General features: G+C 74.3%; 20 protein-coding genes and 4 pseudogenes. 8 read left to right on the top strand and 16 right to left on the bottom strand.

Features of this window, described 5'->3' with window-relative positions; translation table 11 throughout:
* Positions 1-12: 12 nt before the first annotated feature.
* From LRS07_RS14220 to LRS07_RS14200, 5 genes are all read right to left on the bottom strand, one after another.
* Positions 13-2,025 (bottom strand): gamma-glutamyltransferase family protein, encoded by a 2,013-nt coding sequence (locus LRS07_RS14220; protein ID WP_260498663.1) that lies wholly within the window; start codon positions 2,023-2,025, stop codon positions 13-15.
* Positions 2,026-2,115: 90 nt separating this feature from the next.
* A complete protein-coding gene (locus LRS07_RS14215) occupies positions 2,116-4,275 on the bottom strand; it encodes a TonB-dependent receptor (protein WP_260498662.1) in 2,160 nt (719 codons plus the stop codon).
* A gap of 100 nt (positions 4,276-4,375) precedes the next feature.
* Entirely contained in the window at positions 4,376-4,801 is a 426-nt protein-coding gene (locus LRS07_RS14210; protein ID WP_260498661.1) for a hypothetical protein, read from the bottom strand.
* A gap of 56 nt (positions 4,802-4,857) precedes the next feature.
* Positions 4,858-5,268, bottom strand: coding sequence for a PhoD-like phosphatase N-terminal domain-containing protein (locus tag LRS07_RS14205; protein ID WP_260498660.1), 411 nt, complete (start codon positions 5,266-5,268; stop codon positions 4,858-4,860).
* A gap of 133 nt (positions 5,269-5,401) precedes the next feature.
* A complete protein-coding gene (locus LRS07_RS14200; protein WP_260498659.1) occupies positions 5,402-6,205 on the bottom strand; it encodes a siderophore-interacting protein in 804 nt (267 codons plus the stop codon).
* Between the two features lie 76 nt (positions 6,206-6,281).
* Here LRS07_RS14200 and LRS07_RS14195 point away from each other — a divergent pair, with 76 nt between their 5' ends.
* The 4 genes and pseudogenes from LRS07_RS14195 (at position 6,282) to ppk2 (ending at position 9,047) form a co-directional block, all read left to right on the top strand.
* Positions 6,282-6,749, top strand: coding sequence for a MarR family winged helix-turn-helix transcriptional regulator (locus LRS07_RS14195; protein ID WP_260498658.1), 468 nt, complete (start codon positions 6,282-6,284; stop codon positions 6,747-6,749).
* A gap of 110 nt (positions 6,750-6,859) precedes the next feature.
* Positions 6,860-7,732: a class II glutamine amidotransferase gene (locus LRS07_RS14190; RefSeq protein ID WP_260498657.1), complete on the top strand. Its 873-nt coding sequence runs from the start codon at positions 6,860-6,862 to the stop codon at positions 7,730-7,732.
* 54 nt (positions 7,733-7,786) lie between these two features.
* The gene (locus LRS07_RS14185; protein WP_260498656.1) at positions 7,787-8,026 is read left to right on the top strand and encodes a hypothetical protein; all 240 of its coding nucleotides are present in this window, start codon (positions 7,787-7,789) and stop codon (positions 8,024-8,026) included.
* A 102-nt stretch (positions 8,027-8,128) separates the two neighbouring features.
* Positions 8,129-9,047: pseudogene (gene ppk2 / locus LRS07_RS14180) on the top strand (polyphosphate kinase 2).
* A 30-nt stretch (positions 9,048-9,077) separates the two neighbouring features.
* Here ppk2 and LRS07_RS14175 read toward each other — a convergent pair.
* Genes LRS07_RS14175 through LRS07_RS14165 form a run of 4 tightly spaced genes read right to left on the bottom strand, consistent with a single transcriptional unit; the run spans position 9,078 to position 11,720 of the window.
* A complete protein-coding gene (locus tag LRS07_RS14175; protein WP_260498654.1) occupies positions 9,078-9,527 on the bottom strand; it encodes a response regulator in 450 nt (149 codons plus the stop codon).
* Between the two features lie 20 nt (positions 9,528-9,547).
* Positions 9,548-10,930 carry an RAD55 family ATPase gene (locus LRS07_RS14170; RefSeq protein WP_260498653.1) on the bottom strand — a complete coding sequence of 461 codons (1,383 nt, stop codon included), beginning with the start codon at positions 10,928-10,930 and terminating at the stop codon, positions 9,548-9,550.
* 26 nt (positions 10,931-10,956) lie between these two features.
* Positions 10,957-11,043: a hypothetical protein gene (locus LRS07_RS22285; protein ID WP_409450646.1), complete on the bottom strand. Its 87-nt coding sequence runs from the start codon at positions 11,041-11,043 to the stop codon at positions 10,957-10,959.
* The gene (locus LRS07_RS14165) at positions 11,013-11,720 is read right to left on the bottom strand and encodes a sensor histidine kinase (RefSeq protein ID WP_260498652.1); all 708 of its coding nucleotides are present in this window, start codon (positions 11,718-11,720) and stop codon (positions 11,013-11,015) included. The genes LRS07_RS22285 and LRS07_RS14165 overlap by 31 nt, the downstream gene beginning before the upstream one ends.
* Before the next feature lie 159 nt (positions 11,721-11,879).
* On the opposite strand from LRS07_RS14165, the gene LRS07_RS14160 reads away from it, so the two are divergent.
* Positions 11,880-13,673 (top strand): sensor histidine kinase, encoded by a 1,794-nt coding sequence (locus LRS07_RS14160; RefSeq protein ID WP_260498651.1) that lies wholly within the window; start codon positions 11,880-11,882, stop codon positions 13,671-13,673.
* A gap of 16 nt (positions 13,674-13,689) precedes the next feature.
* Here LRS07_RS14160 and LRS07_RS14155 read toward each other — a convergent pair.
* Together LRS07_RS14155 and LRS07_RS14145 are read right to left on the bottom strand one after the other, a co-directional pair.
* A pseudogene (locus tag LRS07_RS14155) lies at positions 13,690-15,601 on the bottom strand (PAS domain-containing hybrid sensor histidine kinase/response regulator).
* 55 nt (positions 15,602-15,656) lie between these two features.
* Entirely contained in the window at positions 15,657-17,531 is a 1,875-nt protein-coding gene (locus LRS07_RS14145; protein ID WP_260498649.1) for a TOL_0244 family TonB-dependent receptor, read from the bottom strand.
* Positions 17,532-17,847: 316 nt separating this feature from the next.
* On the opposite strand from LRS07_RS14145, the gene LRS07_RS14140 reads away from it, so the two are divergent.
* Together LRS07_RS14140 and LRS07_RS14135 are read left to right on the top strand one after the other, a co-directional pair.
* Complete coding sequence (locus LRS07_RS14140) at positions 17,848-18,309, top strand: TOL_0243 family YfiR-like periplasmic protein (protein WP_260498648.1); 462 nt, start codon at positions 17,848-17,850, stop codon at positions 18,307-18,309.
* The gene (locus LRS07_RS14135; protein ID WP_260498647.1) at positions 18,306-20,186 is read left to right on the top strand and encodes an ATP-binding protein; all 1,881 of its coding nucleotides are present in this window, start codon (positions 18,306-18,308) and stop codon (positions 20,184-20,186) included. The genes LRS07_RS14140 and LRS07_RS14135 overlap by 4 nt, the downstream gene beginning before the upstream one ends.
* 19 nt (positions 20,187-20,205) lie before the next feature.
* Here LRS07_RS14135 and LRS07_RS14130 read toward each other — a convergent pair.
* The 5 genes and pseudogenes from LRS07_RS14130 to LRS07_RS14110 form a co-directional block, all read right to left on the bottom strand.
* A pseudogene (locus LRS07_RS14130) lies at positions 20,206-20,607 on the bottom strand (GAF domain-containing protein); the annotation flags it as partial.
* Positions 20,608-20,741: 134 nt separating this feature from the next.
* On the bottom strand, positions 20,742-21,683 hold the full coding sequence (locus tag LRS07_RS14125; RefSeq protein ID WP_260498646.1) for a methyl-accepting chemotaxis protein: 942 nt from the start codon (positions 21,681-21,683) through the stop codon (positions 20,742-20,744).
* A gap of 340 nt (positions 21,684-22,023) precedes the next feature.
* Positions 22,024-22,305, bottom strand: a pseudogene (locus LRS07_RS14120) (PAS domain-containing protein); the annotation flags it as partial.
* 157 nt (positions 22,306-22,462) lie between these two features.
* A complete protein-coding gene (locus LRS07_RS14115) occupies positions 22,463-23,662 on the bottom strand; it encodes a multidrug effflux MFS transporter (protein ID WP_260498645.1) in 1,200 nt (399 codons plus the stop codon).
* Positions 23,663-23,713: 51 nt separating this feature from the next.
* Complete coding sequence (locus LRS07_RS14110) at positions 23,714-24,925, bottom strand: MFS transporter (protein WP_260498644.1); 1,212 nt, start codon at positions 24,923-24,925, stop codon at positions 23,714-23,716.
* A 98-nt stretch (positions 24,926-25,023) separates the two neighbouring features.
* Here LRS07_RS14110 and LRS07_RS14105 point away from each other — a divergent pair, with 98 nt between their 5' ends.
* On the top strand, positions 25,024-25,971 hold the full coding sequence (locus LRS07_RS14105) for a LysR family transcriptional regulator (RefSeq protein ID WP_260498643.1): 948 nt from the start codon (positions 25,024-25,026) through the stop codon (positions 25,969-25,971).
* The last annotated feature ends 7 nt before the right edge of the window (positions 25,972-25,978 follow it).

Below are 25,978 nucleotides of genomic sequence, written 5' to 3'. Positions count from 1 at the left end.
GCTCCGTTCGCGTCAGGGCGCGACCAGCACGTCCCCCAGCACGACGCCCTCGCGCCGCGGGTCCGCGCCGCCGGTGTAGCCGGGCCGGCCGAAGGGCGCGGTGCGCACGATGGTGCCGATGCCGCTGGACTGGGCGGCCACGCTCACCGTGTGGCCCAGCGCCCGCAGCCCGTTCACCAGCGGATCGGCGTTGCCGTTGTTGGCCGCGTTGACCGCCGGGTGCTCGCCGCCGACGTTGGTGGTGGGGCCGTTGGCGGCGCCGAAGTCGACCAGGTTGGTGGCCTGCTGCGCGTCCAGCCCCCAGTCGAGCACGCCGATGAGCGTCTTGGTCACGTACTGGATGATGGCGCCGCCGCCCGGCGAGCCGGTGGCCATCAGGAAGTCGCCGCGGCTGCCGTCGGCGTTGCGCCGGAACACCAGCGTCGGCGCCATCGAACTGCGCGGCCGCTTGCCCGCCGCCAGCCGGTTGGCGATGGGCAGGCCGGCAGCATCGGCGGGCGCGGGCGAGAAGTCGGTGAGCTGGTTGTTGAGGATGAAGCCGCGCGTCATGTGGAAGGCGCCGAACGAGCTTTCCACCGTCGTCGTCAGCACCACCACGTTGCCCGCCCTGTCGACGATGCTGACGTGGGTGGTGCCGTTGTCGCGGCCACGGTCGGCGCCCAGCGGTGCGAGGCCGAAGTTGCCCGGTTGCGCGGTGCCCAGGCTGGCCGTCGTGCGGATCAGCGCGGCGCGGCCCTTGAGGTAGTCCTTGTCGAGCAGCGCGCTGGGGCTGTTGCCCGGCAGCGGGACGAAGTCGGTGTCGGCGATGTAGCGGTCGCGGTCGGCGTAGGCCAGGCGTTCCGCCTCGCTGACCAGGTGCACGCCGAGCACCGTCGGCCGGCCGCCTTCGCCGTCGACCGCGGTGGGCTGCTGCGCCGCCAGGTCGAAGTTCTCGAGGATGCCCAGCGCCGAGGCCACCGTGATGCCGCCCGACGACGGCGGCGGCATGCCGCAGACCCAGTACGCGCGGTAGGTGGTGCACACCGCTTCGCGCTTCTTCGGCTGGTAGGCGGCCAGGTCGGCCAGCGTGGTGCGGCCCGGTGTGATGACGCTGCCGTCGGCGCCGGTGGTGGTGCCGATCTTGTCGACGATCGATTGCGCGATGGCGCCGGTGTAGAGCGCGTCGGCGCCGCCCTCGGCCAGCCGGGTCAGCGTGTCGGCATAGGCCGGCAGGGTGAACCGCGTGCCGAGCGCCTTCGGGCTGCCGTCGGCGTTGAAGTAGGTGGCCGCGGCCTCCGGGTCGCGTTTCAGGTCGGTGGCCGAGGCCTGGATCGCCGCCGCCATGCGGCCGCTGACGGCGAAGCCGTTGGTGGCCAGGTCGATGCCGGGCTTGAACAGGTCCTTCCACGGCCGGCGGCCGTGTTCCTGGTGCACCAGCCCGAGCATGCGCACGGCGCCGGGGGTGCCGATGGAACGGCCGCTGGCGCGGGCGCTGGGCTTCGGCAGCGTGCGATCGGTGGTGGCGTCCACCCAGCGCAGGTCGTTCTCGGTGGCCGCGGCGGGCGCGGTCTCGCGGCCGTCGTAGGCCTGCACGGTGCGGGTCTGCGCGTCGTAGTGCAGCAGGAAGGCACCGCCGCCGAGGCCGCTGGACTGCGGTTCGACCAGGCCGAGCACCGCCTGCACCGCGACCGCCGCGTCGGCGGCGTGGCCGCCCGAGCGCAGCACCTCGCAGCCGGCCTGGCTGGCCAGCGGGTTGGCGGTGATGACCATGTAGCTGCGGCTGTTCACCGCCGTCTTGCCCAGCCGGTAGCCGGAGGCGGGCTCCGGCGCGGCCGGGTCGCCCGCCACGCCCGAGCCGACGGTCACGTTGCCGGCACCGGTGACGACGGCGCATTCGGCCCGCGCGACGTCGTCGTTGTCGCCGCCACCGCAGGCGGTGAGCGCCAGGGCGCAGAACAGGGCGGACAGCAAGGCGGAGGGTCGGCGCCCGGTGGCGCAAAAGGTCGGGGGCGCGGCCGGTGTCAGGCCGCGGGCGAGGTACTGCATGTGGGATCTCCCGGCGGCGCTCGACGCGGCCGCGGGACTGCTGGGACCACGCAGCGCCTGCGGCCAGCATAGCCGCCCGCGGCCGCGGCTTCAGAACCGCTGCAGCAGCGTCAGCCGCAGCGTGCGCGGCTCGGCCGGGTGCAGGTGCCGGTCGGCCACGGGTGCCGCTTCGCCGGTGACGCGCGAGGGGTAGAAGTACTCGATGTCGTTGACCCGCCGGTCGAACAGGTTGAAGACGTCCAGCGTCAGCTCGGTGTCGCGGGCGAGCCGGTGGCCGATGCGCAGGTTGGTGGTGAGCGCGGTGCGCGAACGCACGCTGTTGTCCTCCACCAGCGCGCCGCTGCCGAGGTAGCGCCACTGCAGGCTGGCCGACCAGGGCCCGAGCTCGCGCACGGTGACGGCCACCGACGCCACCCGGTCCACCGCGTTGGGGATGCGGTCGCCCGCGCCATCCGGGTCGGGGCCGCGGAAGCGGGCGTGCGACCAGGCCAGGTCGGCATCGACGAGCAGCCACGACCGCGGCATCCAGCGGTTGTTCCACTCCAGCCCATGGCGCCGGCTCGGCCGGTTGGGTTCGGTGGCGCCGGCGTCGCCGACGTAGACCAGCTCGGAATCGAACTCGAGCTGCCACAGCGCCACCGAACTCTGCAGGCCGGGCAGCCACTCGGTGCGCGCGCCCAGCTCCATGCCCTTGGCGGCGACCAGGGCCGGCACGCGGTCCACCGGGTCGCCGGTGCGCGGGTCGACGCGGGCGGTGGTGCCGCGCGCGTCGTTGCTGTGGAAGCCCCGGCCGGCGTTGAAGAAGAGCTCGGTCCGGGCCCAGGGGCCGAACACCAGCGACAGCTTGGGCGAGACCAGCTGGTCCGACGCCCGGCCGGAGTTGGCCGCATTCGACAGGCTGTCGACGTCGAAGCGCGCCTGGTCGCCGCGCACGCCGACCACGCTGCGCAGCCAGGGTGTCCAGCGGGTGGCGGTCTGGGCGTAGAGGCCGGTCTGCGTCTGCCGCACCTCGTCGTCGCGGGTGGTGCCGACCACCTGCCGCGCCACGGTGTCGAACAGGCCGACGCGGAGGCGGTCGTGGCGCAGCTGCAGGCCGACCTCGGTGGTGGTCGGCCAGCGGCCCAGGCGATGCTCCACGGCATGGCTGGCGCTCAGGCCGTAGACGCGGCGCCGGTCCTGCTGCGCGAACTGGTCGCCTTCGCCGGGGGTGCGCGCGGTGGCGCAGTCGTCGGCCGCGTCCACCGGCGTGTTGGCGTCGCTGCACAGCGCGTAGGTGAAGTTGGAGTACAGCGACAGCCGGTAGGCCATCGCATAGGCCGCGAGGCGGGTGCTGGTGGTCTCGGTGCTGCGTCGCCATTCGCCGGACAGGCTGCTGCGGCGGGTGGTGCCCCCCGTGGTGGGGTCCAGGGAATCGAAGCGGCCGAAGGGCCGGCCGTTGAACGTGCCGGCGTCGATCAGCCGCTGCGGCACCTGGTCGGTGGCGGTCCATCGGCCGCTGTAGTGCATGGCGCTGGCGCTCCACCCGTTGGCGCCGTGGCCGCCGCTGAGCGTGAGCACACCGTTCAGGCGGCGCAGGTCCTCCGGCACCGTCCACGGGCCGTCGTTGCGCTGCACCTCCAGCGCGCCCAGCAGCGTGAGGTCGCCGCCGAGCCGTGTCGAGCCGGCGCCGAGCAGCCGCCGGTGGCCGCGCTGGCCGAAGGTGACCTGCGCCAGCGGCGCGTCGAGCCGGCGGCGGTAGCGGATGTCGGCCGATCCGGCGGCCGAGAAGTCGCCGCTCTGGGCGAAGTACGGTCCTTTGCGGTAGTCGATGCGGTCGACCAGCTCCGGGATCAGGAAGTTGAGGTCGCTGTAGCCCTGGCCGTGGCCATGGCTGGGCATGTTCACCGGCAGGCCGTTGACGGTGGTGGCGAAGTCGGTGCCGTGGTCGAGGTTGAAGCCGCGCAGGAAGTACTGGTTGGCTTTTCCGTCGCCCGAGTGCTGGGTGACGATGACGCCGGGCACGAACTCCAGGATCTCGCCCGGCCGCAGCGCGGGCCGGCTCTTCAGCAGGCTGCTGCGGATGCTGCCCTGCGAGGCGGCCTCGGAGGTCCCGACGGCGTTGTCGTAGTGGCCCTCGACGACCACCTCCTGCGCGGCGGCGGCGACGGCGGTGGGTGGCGAGGGCGGCTCGGCGGCGACGGCGAGCAGGGGCAGGCAGGACAGCAGCGGCAGCGCGGCCAGGGCGTTGCCGCGCGGGTGGCGGTGGGTCACGACGGGCTTTCGACAGGGCGGGAACGGACGGCCGTGGCCGCGGGGTCGCGGCTCGGCGGTCTACCGGGAGGGGGCACGGCCGCGCGGGCCGTGCCGGCGGTCAGCCCTGTCGGGGCGGGCGCCGCGGCGGCGCCGCGGGTGGCGCGCTGGCCGCCCACGCCGGCGCGGCCCGCAGCAGGTGGCGTCGCGGTTCCAGCGCCAGCGCACTGGCCGACGGCAGGGCGGCGGCGAAGGCCGCCAGCAGCGACTGGGTGCCGGCGCCATCGGCGGGGTCGGTGCCGAGGGCCAGCACGCTGGCGTCGAGCAGGTCGTGCTCGTGCGGCAGCGCGGCCTGGTGCAGGCGGTCGTGCGTGGCCGCCGGCGGTGCGGCGACGCCGATGTCCGGCGGCCGGTGCAGGTGGCGTCCGGTGCGGGCCAGCGCCTGGCCCGCCGCCAGCCCCTGCACCAGCAGCAGCACCGCCAGCCAGCCGGCCAGCAGCCGCAGCAGCGCGCGGGCGGTGGGTCCGAAGGGGCGGGCGGTGGTCATCGGCGGCAGGATTCTGCGGCTCTACGCGGGGTCGCCGGCGGCGGATGCGATGCGCCTCAGGAGCGCCGCGCGGTCGCCGGACCGGTCAACGCCCGGCCGACCGGGCTGACGTCGTGGTCGACGACGAAGCGGTAGTAGACAGTGATGCCGGGCGGCAGGCCGCCGAGCCGTGCCCTCACCCGGTAGTCGTCGCGCTTGAGCGCCACCAGCGGCACCTCGGCCAGCAGCTCGTGGAAGTCGTTGCGGTGGGAGACCTGGAGCGTCAGGCCGACGTCGGCCTCGCGGCCGTCGCGCCGCTGGCAGCGGGTGGTCAGCACCAGTTCGCCGTCGTGCACGCCGTCGCTGGCGACGCCCTGGGGAAAGGCGTAGCCACCGGGCGGCTCCGGCGCCTGCCCTCCGCCGCCGCAGCCGGAGAGCGGCAGGGTCGGCAGCAGGCTCAGCAGCAGCGCGAGGGCGGGGCGTGACATGGCGGGCATCGGATGAAGCCCGCGAGCATGTCAGCCGGACATGACAGCGGCGTGAGGGCCCGTCGGCGCACGACCACGGAGGGTTCCGGCCGTCGCAGGCGGTCGATGCCACGCGGCAGGCCAGCCGGCCGACTCAGTCGCCGAGGTTCTCGTGGTGGCCGGCGGCGCCCTGCTTCCAGTAGGCGGCGGCGCGGATGCGGTCGCGCGGCACACCGACCTCGGGCGCAACGAGCTGCGCGCGCAGGGCGGCGATCTCGCGCGCCTCGCCGGCGGCCCAGGCGTAGCCCTCGCCGGCCGGTGGGCGCCAGCCGGCCAGCGACGCCTGCAGGCTGCCGGGCGCCACCCAGCGCAGGTCGACGTCGGCCTGCGTCGCGAGGTCGATGCGGTCGGCCTCCGCCACCGCCAGCACCACGGCGACGCGGGTGCCGCGGGGCAGTTCCTCCAGGCGGCGGGCGATGGCGGGCAGGGCGGCCGCATCGCCGACCAGCAGTTGCCAGTCGTAGCCGTCCGGCAGCACGAAGGAGCCGCGCGGGCCGCCGATGGCGACCTCTTGCCCTGGTGCGGCCTGCGCCGCCCAGGTGGCGGCCGGACCGTGGCCGTGCAGCACCAGGTCGATGTCCAGCGTCAGCGCGTGGGCGTCGAAGCGGCGCGGGGTGTAGTCGCGCATCAGCGGCCGCGGGCCGGCATCCCCCTGCGGCGGGCGCTGCGGGCCGTCGGGACCCAGGTCCGGCAGCACCAGCGGCTGGCCGGGCGACGGCAGCATCAGCTTGACGTGGTCGTCGAAGGACGCGCTGACGAAGCCGGCCAGCTCGGGCCCCGCCAACCGCACGCGGCGCAGGTGCGGCGACAGCTCGATGACCCGCTGCACGGTGAGCCGGCGGCGCTGCAGGGGGTGGCGCACGCGCTGCGGCGCCAGGGAGGGGGAGGAGGGCGTCATGGCAATTCGTTGATATAGTCAACGTCATCATGGAGCTATTCGTGGACATTGTCAACGGTAAGGCCGGGTGGCGCCGGTGAAGGGTTCGACGGCCCGGGACGCGGTGCTCGACCAGTTGCAGGCGCTGATGTTCGCCGTGCGCGGCCGGCTGCACCAGGCGCTGCGCGAGGAGGCCGGCCGCGGCGCCCCGACCCTGACGCCGCTGGAGCTGCGCCTGCTGATGGGGCTGGGCCGGCGCGACAGCGGCCTGACGCAGGCCGAGCTGGTGCAGCGCAGCGGCCGCGACAAGGCCCAGATGACGCGGCTGCTGCACGGGCTGGAGCAGCGCGGGCTGGTCGAGCGCGAGCCGGACCCCGCCGACCGGCGCCGGCTGCTGCTGCGGCTCACCGCCGACGGCCGGGCGCTGCGCGACACGATGGAGGCACGGCGGCGGCGGCTGGTGGCCGGTCTGCTGGCCGGCCTCGGCGACGACGAGGTGCAGCAGCTCGGCGTGCTGCTCGGCCGGCTGCACGACAACCTCGGTCCCTCCGCGGACGAGCGCTGACCGGCGGCCGGCCCGCAGCCGCGCAAACCGTGCGAAACGGCCAGCGACGGCATGAAGCGTGCAGGGTATCGGCCGACAACCAAAGAACCGGTTGTCGCGTTTGACGTCCCATGTGCCAACTCTTCGCCCTCAGCTGCAACGTGCCCGCGGCGGTGACCTTCTCGTTCACCGGGCTGGCGGCGCGGGGCGGACGCACCGGCGAGCACGCGGACGGTTTCGGCGTCGCCTTCCACGACGACGCCGCCTGCCGGCTGTTCGTCGACGACCAGCCGGCCAGCCGCTCGGCGCTGGCCGAGTTCCTGCGCCACCACCCCATCCGCGCGCGCACCGTGCTGGCGCACATCCGCAAGGCCACGCAGGGTCCCGTGCGCTGGGCCAACTGCCATCCCTTCCTGCGCGAGTGGAACGGCCGCCACTGGTCCTTCGCCCACAACGGCGACCTGCAGGGCTTCAAGCCGCGGCTGGCCGGCGGCCTGCGCCCGGTGGGCCAGACCGACAGCGAACGCGCCTTCTGCTGGCTGCTGCAGCAGCTGCGCCAGCGCTTCCGCTCGCGCCAGGCGCCGGCCTGGCAGCAGGTGGCGCCGGTGATGGCCGAACTGGCCGCGGAGGTGGCACGGCACGGCCGGTTCAACTTCCTCGCCAGCGACGGCCAGGCGCTCTACGCCCACGCCAGCACCTCGCTGCACCTGCTGCAGCGCCGGCATCCGTTCCCGGTCGCCCACCTGGTCGACGAGGAGCTGAGCCTCGACCTCGGCGTCGACAACGGCCCCGGCGACCGCATGGTGCTGGTGGCCACCGAGCCGTTGACCCGCAACGAAGACTGGGCGCCGATGGCCGCCGGCGAACTGCGGGTCTTCGTCGCCGGCGAGCAGGTCTGGTGCTCGACGCCACCGGACCTGACGCGGTGTCAGGAGGCGGCCACCGCCCGGCCGCTGGTGACCGCCCGCCAGTCGCCATTGTCCTTCGCCGCCGCGGGCGGTTGACCTCGTCCAACCCAGCGCAGATACTGTACATATACACAGTACAGGAGCTGTCCCATGGACGAAGTGGAATGGATTGCGCGCTGCGCCGGGCGGCTGCAGGCGCAGTGGCCGCGGGCCGACCGTGACGCGCTGGTGGACGCGGCCGCCGAGCTCTGCGCCGAGACCCGCTGGCGCCGGCTGGCGCCGGAGGTGGCCGCCGTGGCCTGGCTGCGGCTGGGCGTGCTGGCGCCGGACCTGCCGCTGACGGCGCGCGGCGACGACGACGCCGCCGAGCCGGTGCGCCGGGCGGCCTGACCGCGGTCCGGCCGCTGCCCGGGCGGCGCCGGGGGGTTTCACACGGCTGTCGCCGCCGGGCCGCTAGGCTTCGGCGATGGACGACCGCACCCCCCTTCCGCCCTGTCCCGCACCGGCGAGGACCGGTTGCTCGACCGCCTCGGCGAGGAACTGCTCGACGACTACGACGAGGAGCTCGAGCTGGACTGGGAAGACCGGCTCGACGGCCTGCACGGCGGCGCGGCCGAGGCGCGCGAAGCCGGCAGCCCGCTGCCGCGCCGCCGCTACTTCGGCGAGCTGTTCCGCCTGCAGCGCGAGCTGGTCAAGCTGCAGGACTGGGTGGTGGCCAGCCGCCACAAGCTGGTCATCGTCTTCGAGGGCCGCGACGCCGCGGGCAAGGGCGGCATGATCAAGCGCATCACCCAGCGGCTGAACCCGCGGGTGGCACGGGTGGTGGCGCTGCCGGCGCCCAACGACCGCGAGCGCACCCAGTGGTACTTCCAGCGCTACGCGGCCCACCTGCCGGCGGCCGGCGAGATCGTGCTCTTCGACCGCAGCTGGTACAACCGGGCCGGCGTCGAACGGGTGATGGGCTTCTGCACCGAGGACGAGGTGGAGGAGTTCTTCCGCTCGGTGCCCGAGTTCGAGCGCATGCTGGTGCGCTCCGGCATCCAGCTGGTGAAGTACTGGTTCTCCATCACCGACGAGGCGCAGCACCTGCGCTTCCTCGGCCGCATGCACGACCCGCTCAAGCAGTGGAAGCTGAGCCCGATGGACCTGGAGTCGCGCCGCCGCTGGGAGGACTACACCAAGGCCAAGGAGGACATGCTGGCGCGCACGCACATCCCCGAGTCCCCCCTGGTGGGTGGTGCAGGCGGTGGACAAGAAGCGGGCGCGGCTGAACTGCATCGCCCACCTGCTGGGCCAGGTGCCCTACAGCGAGGTGCCGCGCGAGCCGCTGCAGCTGCCCGAGCGGGTGCGCCACGCGGACTACAGCCGCCACCCGGTGCCGGCGCGGATGCTCGTGCCGGAGGTGTACTAGCGCGGGCGCCGCGGCCTGGTGCGGCCGCGGTCAGGTTTCCTCGGGCCGCGACGAACTGATGCCGCGCAGCAGCTGGCGCACCGATTCGTCGATCTGGGCGTCGGGCGCCTGGGGCTGGCGGCCGCTTTCGGCGAGCCGGTCGAGCACCGCCAGCATCTGCTCGGCGTTGTAGGGCTTGCGCAGGAAGGCGTCGTAGTCGGCGAACACCGACTGGATCGCCGATTCCTCGGTGGCGCTCATGATGACGATCGGGATGTCGCGCAGCTGCGGGTCCGCTCGCAGCGCCAGCCCCAGCTCGCCGCCGGTCATGCGCGGCATCATGTAGTCGGTCAACACCAGGGTCGGCCGCTCGCGGGCCAGTTCGACCAGCGCCTCGCGGCCGTTGGAGGTCAGCCTGACCTGGTAGCCGGCCGACTCCAGCAGCAATTGCAGCACCTCCGCATTGCCGTACTCGTCTTCCACGACCAGGACCGACTTCATGGCTTTCCTTGCGGTGACGCTCACTGGGCCGACAGACCCGCATCGCTCATCCGCAGATGCAGCAGCGTTCGGCGGGCCCGGCCGCCGCGCAGCTTGCGCAGCACGGCCAGACGACCATCCTCTCCCACTGCAGGCAACTGAAGTTCCACCACATTGTCGAACCAGCCCATCAACCCCTGAGCCGGGGGGCCGCCGCCGGCGGCGTCGAAGGCCTGGGGATCGATGGTGAACAGCGCGGTGACGCCGCGCGCCTGCAGCTGCAGCAGCAGGTGCCCCATGAACCGGTAGCCCCGTTCGGCGAAGGCCGGCGTGTCGGCCAGCCCGGCGACGCCGTCGACGACCAGGCGCCGAACCCCGCCTTCGTCCACCATGCGCAGCAGGTGGTGGCCGATCTCGTCGAGGGCCTGCTCCTGGGCATCCCGCCAGGTGAAGGTGAGGCTGCCGTCGGCCACGCGCTGGGCCAGGTCCATGCCGCAGGCGCCGGCGACGGCCTTCAGGTCCTCGGGGGACTCGCCGAAGCTGAGCACGAGCCCGGGCTCTTCGACCGAGGAGGCGGCGGCGAAGGCCATGGCCAGCAGCGTCTTGCCGCTGCCGCTGGGGCCGTACACCGCCGTGCTGCTGCCCTGGCGCAGACCGCCGGCCAGCACCTGGTCGTCCAGGGCGGCCAGCCCGCTGCTGACCACGCGCGGCTCCGCCTCGCGCTCGCGCGGCTGGAGCGGCGTGGTCTCGAAGCGGGGGTAGAAGCGCAAACCGTCGTCGGTGATGCAGAAGGTATGCCCGCCGCGTTCGACCGCGCTGCCGCGGAACTTGCGGACGTGGAAGCGCCGCTCGGCGCGCCAGCGGTGCGACAGGTCCTCCAGCCGGAAGATGCCGTCGACCATGGTCTGCTCGGCGTTCACCGAGCGGCCGGTGCCGCTGGTCAGCAGCAGGCACAGGCAGTTGAGCAGGCCGGTCACGCTCTGCAGCTCGTGCACGAACTGGCGCACCTGCTCGTCGATCGGGTTGCCGTCGCTCGGGATCACCAGGCCGTCGACCACCAGCAGGCCGGCCCCATGGCGGGTGACCTCTTCACGCAGCAGGGCGATCACGCCCTTCAGGCCGTCGCGCTCGAGTTCGCGGTAGGCGCTCATGTAGATGACCTCGCGGTTCACCGCGCCGATGCGGAAGAAGGTCTGCGCCCCCATGTGCTGCAGCATGCGGGCATGCGACTCGGCGAGCAGGGTGACGTAGACCGTCTTCTGGCCGTGCGCCTGCGCGAAGTTGTAGGCCATCTGGTTGGCCAGGGTCGTCTTGCCCACCCCCGGCGGCCCTTCGACGATGTAGACGCCGCCTTCGAACAGCCCGCCGCGCAGGACGTCGTCCAGGCCTGGCACCAGCGTCGGGATGCGGCGCAGCAGGTTCATCGCGGTTCCTTTGGTGATGGTGTGTGTCATTCGGTGTGCGGCAGCGTGACCGTGAAGGTGCTGCCCTGGCCGAGGTTGCTGGTCACCTCGACGGTGCCGCCGTGGGCATGCACCAGTTGGCCGACGATCCACAAGCCCAGCCCGAAGCCGTCCTGGCGCACGCCCCCTGCATGAGGCGCTCGAACTTGTCGAAGATGCGCTGCCGGTCGGCGGCGGCGATGCCGGGTCCGCCGTCGCTGACGCTGAAGGCGGTGCCCCGGTCGTCGGCCCAGGCCCGCACCTGCACCGGCTGGCCGGCACCGTACTTCACCGCGTTGGTGATCAGGTTGTCGGCCACCTGGGCCAGCGCGTCGATGTCCCACAGGCCGGGCAGGCTGCCCGGGCAGTCCAGCCGGAGCGGACTGCTGACGTGCCTCGCCTGGTCGTCGAGCTGCGCCACCGCGGCGCGCAGGCAGTCGGCCAGGTCCGCCGGCCGCCGCCGCAGCACGAAGCTGCCGTCGTTGAGCCGGGAGACGTCCAGCAGCAGCGAGGCCCGCCGCACCAGCGTCTCGATCGCCCGCTGCGCCCGGCGCGCACGGCGTTCCAGCTCAGCGTCGCCCTGCGCGACCGACTGCGCCAGCACGGTGCTGATGGTGAGCGCGGCGGTGTGCATCGGGTTGCGGAGCTCGTGCGCCGCAATGGCGAGGAACTCGTCGCGTGCCCGCACCGCCAGCAGCGCCTGCGCCAACTGGTCGCGCAGAGCCTGCATCTCCTCCGCGGCGCCGTCGGTTCCAACCGCGTCCGACTGCATCTCGCACTCCCTGGCGTTGTGATGTCTTGCACGTGGGTCTGCCAACCCCGTGGGGCGCATGTTAGACGCAGTTTGGAACAGTCGAACCCGGGAGGCCAACGGGGCGTCGGCGGTCCCCGACAACCGCCTGGGCGAAAATGGCGGCATGGACATGCCTGGATGAGCGGGAGGCCCGAGCAGCCGTTGCGCCGACAACTGCTGCTGCTGTTCGCCACCGGTCTGCTGCCGTTGGCGCTGTTTGCCGCCTGGAACATGCGCGCCGCCATCGTCGCGCACCGGGCGGAGGTGGAACGCAGCGCGTTGAGCCTGACGCGGGCGCTGGCCAGCGCGGTGGACGGCGAGCTGGAGGGCTCGCGGGCGTCGCTGCGATCGTTGTCGCTGCTGCCGGCGCTGACCGAGGGCGACCTGCGCCAGCTCCACCTGCTGAGCCAGAAGGCGGTGCAGGCGCGGCCGAGCTGGCTGGCGGTGATCCTCACCGACGCCGACGGCCGGGTGCTGCTGCGCAGCTCGCGGCCCTTCGGGGCGCCGGGCGCCGAGCCGGTGGTCGATCCGGACAGCCTGCGGCTGGCGGTGGCGCAGCGCCGGCCGGTGCTCGGGTCGCTGGCCGTCGGCAGCCGCGGCAACCTGGCCTTCGCCGTGCGCCTGCCGGTCCTGCGGGAGGGCCAGGTGGCCTACGTGCTGAGCGCCGCCCTGCAGCCCGATCGCCTGGTCGAGCTGCTGCGCCGCCAGCAGCTGCCCGAGGGCTGGACCTCGTCGGTGTTCGACGGCCAGGGCCAGCGCGTGGCCCGCTCGACCGAGGACTTCCGGCCGCCGCGGGCGCAGCCGGTGTCCGACGCGCCGAACCGGCTGCCGCCCGGTTGGCGCGAGATGACCGGACACGCCAGCGGCGCCGACGGCGGGTCGGTGTACCTCGGCGTGAGCCGCATCGGCACCACCGACTGGACGGTGTCGGTGGAGATCCCGACCGCGCTGCTCGACGCGCCGCTGCAGCGCACGCTGGTCGGCTACGTCGTCGGCATCGTGCTGTCGCTGGGGCTCAGCCTGGCGCTGGCGCTGTACGTGGCGCGGCGGGTGAGCCGGCCCATCCGCGCCATCCGCGACCAGGCGGTGCGGCTGGGCGAGGGGCAGCCGCTGCAGCTGGGGCCGAGCGGCATCACCGAGCTCGACCAGATGGGCCAGGCGCTGCAGAAGGCCGCCGCCCAGCGCGCCGAGGCCGCGTCCGAGCGCGAGGACCTGCTCGCCTCGCTGCGCCAGGCGCTGCAGCGGGCAGGGGAGGCGGCGCAGGCCAAGGACCAGTTCCTCGCGGTGCTGGGCCACGAACTGCGCAACCCTCTGGCGCCGATGGTCACCGCGCTGCAGCTGCTGGACCGCAAGGCCGGCCCCGACACCGACCGCGAGCGCCTGATCATGCGGCGCCAGCTGCAGCACATGCGGCGGCTGGTCGACGACCTGCTCGACATCTCGCGCATCACCCGCGGTGCCCTGGTCCTGCAGCGCGAGCCGGTGGACCTGCGCACGGTGCTGGAGCGCGCGATCGAGGCGGTGCCCGACCACCCGGGCCTGCGCTTGCCCGATGCGCTGCCTCCGGCCGTGGTGCGGGGCGACGAGACGCGGCTGGTGCAGGCCGTCACCAACCTGCTCGTCAACGCGCTGCGCTTCTCGCCGCAGGCGCCGGTGACGGTGGACCTGGCGCTGGCCGGTGGCGAGGCCTGCATCGTCGTGCAGGACGAGGGGACCGGCATGGACGCCGGCACCCTGGCCCGCGTCTTCGAGCCCTTCTACCAGGCCGAGCAGCCGGTGGCCCGCGCGGCCGGCGGGCTCGGCCTCGGGCTGGCCATCGTGCACAGCATCGTCGCGGGCCACGGCGGGCGGGTGGCGGCCCGCAGCGACGGGCCCGGCCGCGGCAGTCGCTTCGAGATCTGGCTGCCGCTGGCGGACGCCGGCGGGGGTTGAGCCGGCGCTGTAGGCGTCAGCGCGGGGTCAGCGCCGCCTCCAGCTCGGCGGGGGCCACCGGCTTGGTCAGGTGGCCGTCGAAGCCGGCGGCCGCCGTCTGGCGGCGGTCGCCCTGCTGGCCATAGCCGGTCATGGCGAACACCCGCGGCGGCCGCGGCAGGCGGCGCAGCTCGGCGATGACCGAGAAGCCGTCGCCGTCGGGCATGTGCAGGTCCAGCAGCACCACCTCCGGGACGAAGGCGGCGGCCTGTTGCAGCGCCTCGGCGGCGCCGTAGGCGCCGAGCGCCTGGTGGCCCAGGCTGCGCAGCAGCTCGACCATGGTGTCGGTCGAGTCGTGGTTGTCGTCGATCACCAGCACCCGCTGCGGCGTGGCGGGCGCCGTCCGCCGGTGGGTCGCGGCGCCGGCCTGCGGGCCGCCGGCCAGCGGCAGCCGCAGCGTGAAGCAGCTGCCCCGGCCCGGCCCGTCGCTGGCGGCCACCAGGCTGCCGCCGTGGCCCTCCACCAGCGTGCGCGCGAGGCTGAGCCCGATGCCCAGGCCGCCGCCGTCGGCCGAACCGGCGGTGGCCTCGGCCTGGACGAAGAGGTCGAACACCCGCTCCAGGTCGGCGGCGGCGATGCCGCGGCCGTTGTCGTGCACGGTGGTCACCAGCCTGTCCGCATCGCGGCGCACCACCAGCGCGATGCGACCGCCGGGCGCGGTGTAGCGCACGGCGTTGTGCAGCAGGTTCTGCAGCGCCTGCACCAACCGCGTCAGGTCGCCGTCGACGGGCAGCGGTTCGTCGGGCTGGTCGACGGTGAGGTCGTGCTGCCGGGCCTGCGCCAGCGGCCGGGCGACCTCCAGGCTGGCCTGCACCACCTCGTGCCAGTCCAGCCGCCGGCGCTGCAGCACCACCTTGCCGGTGACGATGCGGCCGACGTCGAGCAGGTCGTCGACCAGCCGCACCAGGTGGTCGAGCTGGCGCTCGATGATGCCGGCCGAGTGCAGCGCCGGCGCCGGCAGCTCGGGCAGCCGGCGCAGCAGCGAGGCGGCGTTGCGGATCGGCGCCAGCGGGTTGCGCAGCTCATGGCCCAGCACCGCGAGGAAGGCGCTCATGCGCTGGCTCGACACCTCCAGTGCGGTCAGCCGGCGCTGCACCGACAGGTCGCGGGTCACCTTGGCGAAGCCGCGCAGCTGCCCGTCGTCGGCCAGCACCGGGGTGATCGTCACCCCGGCCCAGAAGCGGCTGCCGTCGCGGCGCAGCCGCCAGCCTTCGGTGCGGGCGCGGCCCTCTTGCACGGCGTGCTGCAGCTCGCGTCCGGGCAGGCCGGCCGCGCGGTCGGCCTCGGTGAAGAAGAGCGCGAAGTCCCGGCCCAGCACCGCCTCGGCGGGGGTGGCCGGTGATCAGCTCGGCGCCGGCGTTCCAGGTCAGCACGCGGCCTTCGGGATCGAGCATGAAGATGGCGTAGTCCTGCGCCGCGTTGACCAGCAGTCGCAGCTGTTCCTCGCTGCGGCGCAGCGCCTCCTCCTGCGCGCGGCGCTCGGTGAGGTCCCGGGTGACCTTGGCGTAACCCTGGTGCCGGCCCGCGCCGTCGCGCAGCGCGGTGATGACCACGCTGGCCCAGAAGCGGCTGCCGTCGCGTCGCACCCGCCAGCCTTCCGCCTCGAAGCGGCCCTCCGCCAGCGCACGGCGCAGCGCGTCGCGCGGCCAGCCCGAGGCCGCCACCTCCGGCGGGTAGAAGGTCTCGAGCGGACGGCCGACGATCTCCTCCGTCCGCCAGCCCTTCAGCCGCTGCGCCCCGGCGTTCCAGGTCAGCACGCGGCCCTCGGGGTCGAGCATGAAGATGGCGTAGTCCTGAACACTGTCGACCAGCAGCCGGAAGCGCTGGTCGGGGTTGAGCAGCGTGTCGGCCGGGGCGGCGGCGGATGGTCCTGGGGACGGGGCGGACATCGATACGTGGTGGATCGCGGGTGCCGTGGGCAAGCGTTGTACCCCGTTGCGGCGCCTATCGGTGGTCCGACAGCACCAGGCGCAGCCAGAGCCGCCGCCGCTGCAGGCTGGGATTGGCCTCGAATTCAGGATGGTGGGGGTCCAGTGCGTTGAACAGCGCCAGCGACACCTCCGCCTGCGGCGTCGGCCGCCAGCCCCAGCGCACGTCGAGCGCGGTGTAGGCGGGAATTGCCGGCTGGGGTAGGGCGCCGACGCGGCGCAGGAACAGGTCCAGCGCCTGGGCAGGGCCGAGCTGGTGGCTGGAGTGCAGCGACCACTGCGACGTCGGGTCGTTGCCCAGGTTGGCGATGCTGCTGGGCGCGGTGCCCGGCCGCGCGCGCAAGGCCTTCTTCTGCGCCAGCAGGCCGGCGGACAGCCGCCAGCTTCTGCCCGCCTGCCAGCTGCCCCAGGCCTCGACCCCGTCGGCATGGCCGTCGATGCGGTTCTCGACCTGGGTCGGCAGCGTGGTGCCGCCGGCGCGCAGGCCCTCGTACTGCTGGCGGTAGGCGGTGGCCGAGTAGGACCAGTCGGCGCCGACCTGCCCGCGAACGCCCACTTCCGCCACCAGCGCGATTTCGGACTGGAAGTCCGGGCCGCCGGCGATCAGGCTGCGGGTCACGGCGGGGAAGAAGAATTCGCGGTCGATGCGCGATGGTGCCCGCACCGCGCGCGACAGGCCGGCCCACACCATGCGCGCGTCGCTCGGCCGCCAGGCCAGGCGCAGGCTGGGCATCCATTCCCAGCCGTTGTAGCGGTTGCGTTCCAGCTTCAGGCCGCCGGTGACCTGCCAGCGCGGTGCCAGCCGCACCTCGTCCTGCAGGTACACGCTGGCCCAGTGCAGCCGGCGGTCGCCGGGCAGGAACTCCGCCGTGGTGCGTTCGGTCCGGCTGAACGCCTCGCGGGCGTTCAGGCCCCACAGCAGGCGGTGCGCGCCCCGGGCGGGCAGCGCATGGTCGAAGCGCAGGTCGACGGTGCGCGTGCGGTCGCGGAAGATCACCGGCTCGTCGCGCTCGGCGCTGTCGACGTAGCCCTGCAGCGTCCATTCGGCACCGTCGGCGCGGCGCTCGCCCAGGCGTGCCAGCAGGTGGTGGCCGCGCTGCACCGGGGCGGTGTTGGTGCCGGGCGCCTCGCCGCCTTCATAGGCCTCGCCCTGCACGGTCAGGCTGCGGCGCTCGTCGGCCCAGTCGGTGCGGAAGCCGAGCTGGCGTTTGCTCGCCTGGTCGGTCACGGGCGTGCCGTCGGCGCGCAGGGTGTTGTCGGTGTGGCGGGTCAGCGCGTAGAGCCGCAGGTGCGCCTGGTCGCCCAGCCGCAGGCCGTGGCGCAGGCTGGTGTGGTGGCCGTGCTCACCGCCGCCCACCGACAGCTGGGTGCCCTGCGTGGCCGCCGCGGTGCGCGTCACCACGTTGATGACGCCGTTGACCGCGTTGGCGCCCCACAGCGTGCCGCCCGGGCCGCTGATGACCTCGATGCGGTCGACGTCCTCCAGCACCACGTCCTGCGCGTCCCACAGCACGCCCGAGAACAGCGGCGAATAGACCGTGCGGCCGTCGATCAGCACCAGCAGCTTGTTGGCGATGGCGGTGTTGAAGCCGCGCGCGCTGATGGCGTTCTGCGTGGCGTTGAGCGCGGCGACGTGCAGGTTGGGCGCCAGCCGCAGCGCCTGCGGCAGGGTGACGGCGCCGGAACGGCGGATGTCGTCGCCGGTGATGACGTAGACCGAGGCCGGCGCGTCCTGCCAGCGCTCGGCGCGGCCGCTGACCGAGGTGACGGGCAGCGAACCCAGCTCTTCCAGCGACAGGTCGGGCAACGACGGGGCGGCCGGCGCCACCGGCGCGTCCCGGACCTGCGCGGCCGCCGGCACGCCGGTCGACGCGGCGGCGAGGGCGCACAAGGCGTGAGCGGTCCAACGGCGCCGTGAGGCGCCGGCAATGCGTCGAGCGAGCACGAAGGCCCCCCCTTCTCAACGGCGGGCAGGGTCGACATGCCCCGCTCCAGGCGGCGGCGATTCTGGCCGAAATGCGGCCACAATCGCGCCTCCCGAAGCGAGGGCGCATCGACCCCTCCACGGGGCCGCGGCGGCGGTGCCGCCGTGGGCCTGCCAGGACAAGAACACGCAGGGAGTCGATGGCGTGCAGGGACCGTGCACCAGGCGAGGGTTGGTTCTTCTGCTGGTCGGGCTGTGGCCCGGCCTGGCGGCTGCGCAGCCCGTGCCCGCCCCGCCGGTCAGCCCGGCCGACCTCAAGGCGGCCTACCTCGTGCGCTTTTCCGGCTTCGTCGAATGGCCGACGCCGACCCCGCCGGTGCTGGTGCTGGCGGTGGCCGGCGCGCCCGAGGTGGCGGCTGCGCTGCAGCACCATGCGGCCGGCCGGCAGGCCGGCGGCCCTGAACTGGCCACCCGTGCCGTGCGCACCGGCGACCCGGTCGACGACGTCCACCTGCTGTTCGTCGGCGGCCCGCGCTCCTATGCGGAGTCGTGGGCGATGCGGCTGCAGGGCCGGCCGGTGCTGCTGGTCACCGACGTGCCCGAGGGCCTGCCCGAAGGCAGCGCCATCAACTTCGTCCACGTCGGCGAGCGGTTGCGCTTCGAGGTCTCGCTGCGGGCGCTGGAGCGGGCGCGGCTGCGCGCCAGCGCCCGCCTGCTCGGCGTGGCGGTGAAGGTGGTCGAATGACGACGCCGCGCGGTCCACAACAGTCGCTGTCCGCCGCGCTCACGCGGGTGACGTGGACCACCACGGCCATGGCGCTGCTGGTCAGCGCGCTGGCCCTGCTGGCCTACGACCTGGTGAACCAGCGGCAGCAGGGGCTGCAGGACCTGCGCAGCCAGGCCGCGCTGGTGGCCAGCAGCGCGGTGGCGGCGCTGGCCTTCGACGACCCGCAGGCGCTGCAGGAGACCCTGCTCGCGCTGCGCGAGCGCCAGCGGGTGCGCCTGGTCTCGGTCTACCGCGCCGACGGCACGCTGTTCAACGGCGTGGCCGCGCCCGGCGAGCGCCTGCCGGACCGACTGAGCGACGACGGGTCGTCCGATGCCCGCCAGGGCATCGACTCGGTCGGCCTGGTGCTGCCGGTGGTGCACGTCGGCGAGCGCCTGGGCAGCGTCTACCTGGTGTCCCGCCTCGGGCTGACGCAGCGGCTGCGCGACACCGGCCTCATCCTCGTGGCCATCGGCGGCGCCGGCTTCCTGATCGCGGCGGCGGTGTTCGGTCGCCTGCGCCGCCGGCTGCTGCGGCCGCTGTCCAACGTGGCCGACGCCGCCGACGAGGTGGCCCGGCAGCGCGACTTCGGCCTGCGTGCGCCGACCAGCGGCCTGGCGGAGGTCGATGTGCTGGTGCGCGCCTTCAACGACATGCTCGGCACGCTGCAGCAGGAGATCCAGGACCGCCAGCGCGCCGAGGCGGCGCTGAAGGAGGACGACCGCCGCAAGGACGAGTTCCTCGCCACGCTGGCGCATGAGCTGCGCAACCCGCTGGCGCCCATCCGCCATGCCGCCGGCGTGTTCTCCAACGACCGCGCCAGCGAGGCGCAGCGCCTGCGCAGCGCCGCCATCATCGAGCGCCAGGTGCGCCACATGGCGCTGCTGCTGGACGACCTGCTCGACGTCTCGCGCATCACCCGCGGCAAGCTCGCGCTGCGCCGCGGCCCGCATGCGCTGGCCGAGATCGTCGCCTCCGCCGTCGAGACCTCGCGTCCGCTGATCGAGGCGCGGCGTCACCAGCTCTCGGTGGCGGTGCCGCAGCCGTCGCCGGTGGTCGACGCCGACCCGCTGCGGCTGGCGCAGGTGCTGTCCAACCTGCTGAGCAACGCGGCCAAGTTCACCGAGCCGGGCGGTGTCATCCGCCTCAGCGCCGAGGCGCGTGCCGACGGCGTGCGCCTGCGGGTGGAGGACAACGGCATGGGGATCGCGCGGCAGTCGCTGCCCTTGATCTTCTCGATGTTCGGCCAGGGACCGGGTGGCGAGCGTGGCGGTGGCCTGGGCATCGGCCTGGCGTTGTCGCGGGCGCTGGTCGAACTGCACGGCGGCCAGCTCACCGCCCACAGCGACGGCGAGGGCCACGGCACCAGCATGGTCGTCCACCTGCCGCCGGCGGTGGGAGCGCCGCCCGTGGCCGAGCCCGTGCCCGTGGCCGTGGCCACGGCGGCCGCCGCGCCAGCGGCGCCGGCCCGCCTGCGCGTGCTGGTGGCCGACGACAACCGCGACGCCGCCGACACGCTGCACGAACTGCTGACCCTCGACGGGCACCAGGTGCAGGTGGCCTACGACGGGGAGGAGGCGCTGGCCGCCTGGCAGGGGTTCTCGCCGCAGGTGGCGCTGCTGGACATCGGCATGCCGAAGGCCACCGGCGACGAGGTGGCGCGCCGCATCCGCGCCGCCGGCGACCGGGCGGTGCTGCTGGTCGCGCTCAGCGGCTGGGGCCAGGAGCGCGACAAGGCGGCCGCGCTGGCGGCCGGCTTCGACGAGCACCTGACGAAGCCGGTGGACGCCGCCCGGCTGGCCGCGCTGCTGCAGACGCGCCGGCCGCAAGAGCCGCGCCCCTCGGCCGGCGCTTGAACGCCCGCGTGGGCGGCCGCTAAGCCAGCGGAACCCAGGCGCGGGCGATGAGCTCGCAGGCCGCGGCCTGGGCCAGCCGCACCAGTTCGCCGCGATCCTCGCCGGTGAAGGTGCGGGGCTGGGTGTCCATCGCGCACAGCACGCCGACGGGCTCGCCGCCGGCCGACAGCAGCGGTGCGCCGGCATAGGCGCGCAGCCGCGGCTCGCCCACCACGTAGGGGTTGGCGCGCAGCACGGGATGGGCGGCCAGGTCCTCGACCACCAGCGGCGATTCGAGGAACACCACCTGCGAGCAGATCGATGCCGAGCGCCGCACCTCGCGCAGGCCGAGGCCGACGCTGGCGTGCACGACCTGGCGGTCCGAGGTCACCAGCGACAGCGCCGCCATCGGCGCCTGCAGGCGTTCGGCCAGGCGCACGACGAGCCGGTACAGGCCCGGTTCGCGCGGCGCGTCGACGATGTGCAGGGCGTCGAGCGCCGCCAGCCGGGCACGCTCGCGCCGTCCGTCGACCGCCCGCGCGGGGCGTGGCACGGCGAGCTGCAGCGGCATCGGCGTCAGGCCGCCGCCGCGGCGCGCGCGTCCTGGCGGAACACGCTCACCGCCTCGGTCACGGCCTGCGTGCGTTGGCGCAGCACCGTGGCCGAGGCCGACAGCTGCTCGACCATGGCGGCGTTCTGCTGCGTGAGGCCATCCAGCTGGGTCACCGCCACGTTGACCTGGGCCGTGCCCGCCGCCTGCTCGGCGGAGGCACGGCTGATCGAGTCGACCATCACCCGCACCGCCTCGACCGCGCTGGCGGTCTCGCGCACGCTGGCCTCGGTCTCGCGCACCAGGGCGTGGCCGGCTTCCACCTTCTCGCTGGTGTCGGCGATGAGCTGGCGGATTTCGCGCGCGGCCTCGCCGCTGCGGCTGGCCAGCGTGCGCACCTCGCCGGCGACGACCGCGAAGCCCTTGCCGGCCTCGCCGGCGCGGGCGGCTTCCACCGCCGCGTTCAGCGACAGCAGGTTGGTCTGGAAGGCGATGCCGTCGATCACGCCGACGATCTGCGCGATGCGCGCGGACGCCTGGCGGATGTCCTCCATGCGCTGCGCGGCCTGCTCGGCGCGCTCGCCGCCGTCGGCGGCCTGGCGGGCGCAGCGCGCGGCCAGTGCGGCGGCCTCCTCGCTGGTCTTGGCGTTCTGCCGCACGGTGGCGGTGATCTGCTCCAGCGAGGCCGCCGTCTGCTGCAGGTTGCCGGCCTGCGCCTCGGTGCGGCCGGACAGGTCCTGGCTGGCGCTGGCGATCTCGCGGCTGGTGAGGTCCATGCCGCGCACCTGCTCGCGCACGTCGCCGACGATGGCCTGCAGGTTCACGTCCAGCTGCTGCAGCCCCCGCTGCAGCCGTGCGGCGGCGGCCCGGCCCTGCGCGGCCTCGGTCCCGCCCAGGGTGCCGGCGGCCAGCCGGTGGGTGGCGGCGATGGCGACCGCCAGCCCCTTGCGGCGCGTGCGATGCGCCACCACGGCGCACACCACGCCCAGCGGCACGCCGACCGCGAGCGCGGCGACGGGGGGACACCAGCAGCGCGGCGGCGGCGACCGCCAGCGGCGCGCCCAGCCCGAGCGCCGGCGCGCCGCCCAGCGTCGACGCCAGCGGCGGCAACAGGCGCCGCAGGCCACGCCCGGCGACCACCTCGCCGCGGTGCAGGCGGGTGCGCAGCACGCCGGCCGCGGCTTCTTCCCGCATCCGGGCGTACAGCGCCTCGGCGGCCTGGACCTCGGCCCGGCCGGGCACCGTGCGCACCGACATGTAGCCGCTGGCCCGGCCCTGGCTCAGCACCGGGGTGACGTTGGCGCGCACCCAGTAGTGGTCGCCGTTGCGGCGGCGGTTCTTCACCATGCCCGACCACGGCTCGCCCGCCCGCAGCGTCTCCCACATGTCGCGGAAGGCCTCGGCCGGCATGTCCGGGTGGCGGATCAGGTGGTGCGGCTGGCCGATCAGCGCCTCGTGCTCGAAGCCGCTGGCGTCGATGAAGGCCGCGTTGCAGTAGGTGATGCGACTGTCGAGGTCGGTGGTCGAGACGAGCGTCGCGCCGGGGGTCAGGGCGTGCTCGACCTGGGTGACGGGGCCGTTGTTCTTCATGGATCGCTGCTGCGGTGGGGTGATCCCATTCTTCGGCCGCGCCCGGGCTTTTCCTCTGACACCGGCTGTCGGGAAAGCTTGATGGCCTGCGCCCCGGGTTGATCCACGTCAAGCAGATGTCACATCACGCCGTCGCCTGCGGGTTGGCCCGGGCCGGTCAGGCGGGGGCAGCGGGTCGCCTGCGCCAGCCCAGCGTGCCGACCGACAGCGCCAGGGTGGCGAGCGCGCAGGCCGCGATGGTCAGCAGCATCGGCCGCGCGGTGCCGTCGGCGAACAGCCCGGCCAGCGGCATCACCGCCGCGCCCACCAGCATCTGGAGGGTGCCCATCAGGGCGGCGGCGGTGCCGGCGATCGGACCGTGTTCCTCCATGCCCAGCACCGCGGTGGACGGCACGACCAGCCCGAGGAAGCCGAACCCGACGAACAGCAGCCCGACCATCCAGGGCAGGCCGTCCACGCCGGCCAGCGACAGCAGCGCCAGCGCCACCATCGCCGTCGCGAAGCCGACGCAGGCCGCCTGCACCAGCCCGGCCAGTCCCAGCCGGGCGGTGAGCGGTCCGGTGAGCTGGGCGACGCCGATGAACGCCACCGCGTTGAGCGAGAACAGCACGCTGTACTGCGAGCCGCTGAGCCCGTAGTGCCCCATCAGCACGAAGGACGAACTGGCCAGGTAGGCGAAGAAGGCGCTCATGCCCATCGCGCCGAGGAAGGTCAGGCCGAGGAAGTGGCGGTCGCGCAGCAGTTCGGCGCAGGCGGCCAGCGTGCTGCGCAGCGTGGTGTCGGCCCGGGCCGCGAGGGTGCGCGTCTCCGGCTGCTGCGTGGCGCACACCCACAGCGCGACCACCGCGATGCCGGCCACCGCCCAGAACACCGAGCGCCAGCCCCAGTGCTCGGTGAACTGGCTGCCGACCAGCGGGGCCAGCACCGGCGAGACGCTGAAGACCAGCATCAGCATGGAGCTGAGCCGCGCGGCCTCGCGGCCGGTGTAGAGGTCGCGCACGATGGCGCGCGGGATGACCCCCGGCGCCGCCGCGCCGACGCCCTGCAGGAAGCGGAAGACGACCAGCGTGCCGATGTCCGGCGACAGCGCGCTGCCGACGCTGCCGACGATGAACAGGGCCAGCCCGATCATCAGCGGCCGCTTGCGCCCCCAGCGGTCGGACGCCGGGCCGAAGACCATCTGGGCCAGCGCGAAGCTGGCGAAGAAGGCGGTGAGGCTGGCCTGTGCCTGGGCCATGCCGGTGCCGAGCTGCCGGCCGATGGTCGGCAGGGCCGGCAGGTACATGTCGATGGCGAAGGGACCGATGGCGGTCAGCAGGCCGAGGACGAGGGCGGGGCGGAGCAGGGAGGCGGTCAAGGCGGTGGGCTGGCAGGCCGGCGGGCGGGCGGCGATTCTCGGTGAGCGCCGTCAGCGGCGCCGGGCGAGCGCCAGCCCGCCCAGCGCGGACAGGGTCGAGAAGGCCGTCACCGCCATCCAGCCGCCGTGCGACAGCAGCGCGCTGCCGACCCCGGCGCCCAGCGCCATGAAGACGAACATCGTGCTCAGCAGCACCGCGTTGAGCCGGCTCCGGGCGTCGGGGTCGAGGTTGTAGACCAGCGTCTGGTGGGCGATCAGCGCCGACTGCACACCGAGGTCGAACGCCACCGCCACGCCGGCCAGCCACAGCAGCCGGCCGGTGACCGGCAGCAGCGGCAGCAGCACCATGCTGGCGAAGGCGGCCGCGGCCAGCGCGGCGCCGGCGGTGGCCACGCGCTGGGGCCCGCGGCGGTCGGCCAGGCGGCCGGCCAGCGGCGCCAGCAGCGCGCCGGCGGCGCCGGCCAGGCCATAGGCGCCCGCCACCGAGCTGCCGACGGCGTAGGGCTGGCCGTGCAGCAGCACCGCCAGCGTGGACCAGAAGGCGCTGAAGCCGGCCGAGAGCAGGCCCTGCGCCAGCGCGGCGCGGCGCAGCGTGGGATGGCGCCGCCACAGCGACAGCACCGACGCCAGCAGGGCGCCATAGGGCAGGGCGCTGGTGACCGCGAAGCGCGGCAGCCGGCGCCAGGCCGCGAGCGCCACGCCGGCGATGCTGAGCGCGGCCAGGCCGAACATCGCGCGCCAGCCGGCGTGTTCGGCCACCAGCCCGCTCACCACCCGCGACAGCAGGATGCCCAGCAGCAGCCCGGTCATCACCGTGCCCACCGCCTTGCCGCGACGCTGCTCGGGCGCCAGGATGGCCGCGGCCGGCACGAAGTCCTGCGCCACCGTCGCCAGCAGCCCGATGGCCGCGCTGGCCGCCAGCAGCACGGCCAGGTGCGGCGCCGCGGCGGCGGCCAGCAGCGCCAGCGTCAGCAGCACGAGCTTGATGCGGATGATGCGTCGCCGCTCGTAGCGGTCGCCCAGCGGGGCGAGCAGCGCGATGCCGAGCGCGTAGCCGAGCTGCGTCAGCGTCGGCACCCAGCCGATCTGGCGGGTGTCGGCGCCGAGGCTGTCGGCCAGCACGCCCAGCATCGGCTGGGCGTAGTACAGGGCGGCCGCCGCCAACCCGGCGCCGGCGCCCAGCAGCAGGGTGAGCGAGCCGGCCAGCGGCGGCGGGGTGGCGGGTGACGGGGCCATGCAATGCGTGGTGCGAATGGTCGACATGGTGAGGTACGGGCAGTGTCCAGGGTTGACCCGCAGTCTGCGGCGCGGTGCCCGGCTCGGATAGGCGGCCCCACGAAGAATGCCTATACGCTTGCCGCATGAGCCATCGCCCCCTCGACCCTGGCCCGCCCGCCGTCACCGCCGACCGGCTGGCCCTGCTGGCCACCTTCGTGCGCATCGTCGAGGCGGGCAGCCTGTCGGCCGCGGCGGCCCAGCTGCAGGCGACGCAGCCGACGGTCAGCCGCCGGCTGCAGGCGCTGGAGCGCGCGCTCGGGCTGCGCCTGCTGCAGCGGTCGACGCACAGCCTGCAGCTCACCGACGACGGCCGCCGCTGCTACGAGCGCGGCCGCGAGCTGCTGGCCGGCTGGGCCGCGATGGAGGCCGACCTGCGCGGCCTCGACGAGGCGCCGCAGGGCCCGCTGCGGGTGCTGGCGCCGCACGCCTTTGGCCAGGACCGGCTGATGGCGGTGACCGCGGCCTTCCTGCAGCGGCACCCCGGCGTCAGCGTCGAGTGGCTGCTGGACGACGACACGCACAACCTCATCGGCCGCGGCATCGACTGCGCCATCCACGTCGGCGCGGTGGGCGACGAGTCGCTGGTGGCGATCCGCCTGTCCGAGGTGAAGCGGGTGGTGGTCGGCGCGCCGTCGCTGTTCGGCGACGCCGCGCCGCCCCGCTCGCCGGCCGACCTGGCCGCGCTGCCGTGGCTGGCGCTGCGCACCTTCTACCGCGACGAGGTCGCCCTGCAGCCGCTAGGCGGCGGGCCGCTGCAGCGCATCGCGCTGAAGCCGCGCCTGAGCACCGACAACCTGTTCGCGCTGCGCACCGCCGCCCTGGCCGGGCTGGGCCTGGCGGTGGTGTCGCACTGGGCGGTGGTCGAGGACATCGCCCAGGGCCGCCTGCTGCACCTGGTGCCAGGGTGGGAGGCGGCGCCGCTGCCCATCCACCTGCTGTACCCCTACGCCAGCTTCTACCCGGCGCGCCTGCGCCGCTTCATCGAGGCGATGCGCGAGGCGCTGCCGCCGACGGTCAGCGCCGGCGGCTGACCGCCCT

Origin of the sequence: Aquabacterium sp. J223, assembly GCF_024666615.1 — a bacterium.
GTDB lineage: Bacteria > Pseudomonadota > Gammaproteobacteria > Burkholderiales > Burkholderiaceae_C > J223.
Note: the sequence above shows the minus strand (reverse complement) of the source record. Positions and strands in the feature narration are given on the sequence as shown.

Coding starts and splice junctions, on each gene's coding strand:
- LRS07_RS14220 (WP_260498663.1), bottom strand. CDS start 2,025: ATGCAGTACCTCGCCCGCGGCCTGACACCGGCCGCGCCCCCGACCTTT.
- LRS07_RS14210 (WP_260498661.1), bottom strand. CDS start 4,801: ATGACCACCGCCCGCCCCTTCGGACCCACCGCCCGCGCGCTGCTGCGG.
- LRS07_RS14205 (WP_260498660.1), bottom strand. CDS start 5,268: ATGTCACGCCCCGCCCTCGCGCTGCTGCTGAGCCTGCTGCCGACCCTG.
- LRS07_RS14200 (WP_260498659.1), bottom strand. CDS start 6,205: ATGACGCCCTCCTCCCCCTCCCTGGCGCCGCAGCGCGTGCGCCACCCC.
- LRS07_RS14190 (WP_260498657.1), top strand. CDS start 6,860: ATGTGCCAACTCTTCGCCCTCAGCTGCAACGTGCCCGCGGCGGTGACC.
- LRS07_RS14185 (WP_260498656.1), top strand. CDS start 7,787: ATGGACGAAGTGGAATGGATTGCGCGCTGCGCCGGGCGGCTGCAGGCG.
- LRS07_RS14175 (WP_260498654.1), bottom strand. CDS start 9,527: ATGAAGTCGGTCCTGGTCGTGGAAGACGAGTACGGCAATGCGGAGGTG.
- LRS07_RS14170 (WP_260498653.1), bottom strand. CDS start 10,930: ATGAACCTGCTGCGCCGCATCCCGACGCTGGTGCCAGGCCTGGACGAC.
- LRS07_RS14165 (WP_260498652.1), bottom strand. CDS start 11,720: ATGCAGTCGGACGCGGTTGGAACCGACGGCGCCGCGGAGGAGATGCAG.
- LRS07_RS14160 (WP_260498651.1), top strand. CDS start 11,880: ATGAGCGGGAGGCCCGAGCAGCCGTTGCGCCGACAACTGCTGCTGCTG.
- LRS07_RS14135 (WP_260498647.1), top strand. CDS start 18,306: ATGACGACGCCGCGCGGTCCACAACAGTCGCTGTCCGCCGCGCTCACG.
- LRS07_RS14110 (WP_260498644.1), bottom strand. CDS start 24,925: ATGTCGACCATTCGCACCACGCATTGCATGGCCCCGTCACCCGCCACC.
- LRS07_RS14105 (WP_260498643.1), top strand. CDS start 25,024: ATGAGCCATCGCCCCCTCGACCCTGGCCCGCCCGCCGTCACCGCCGAC.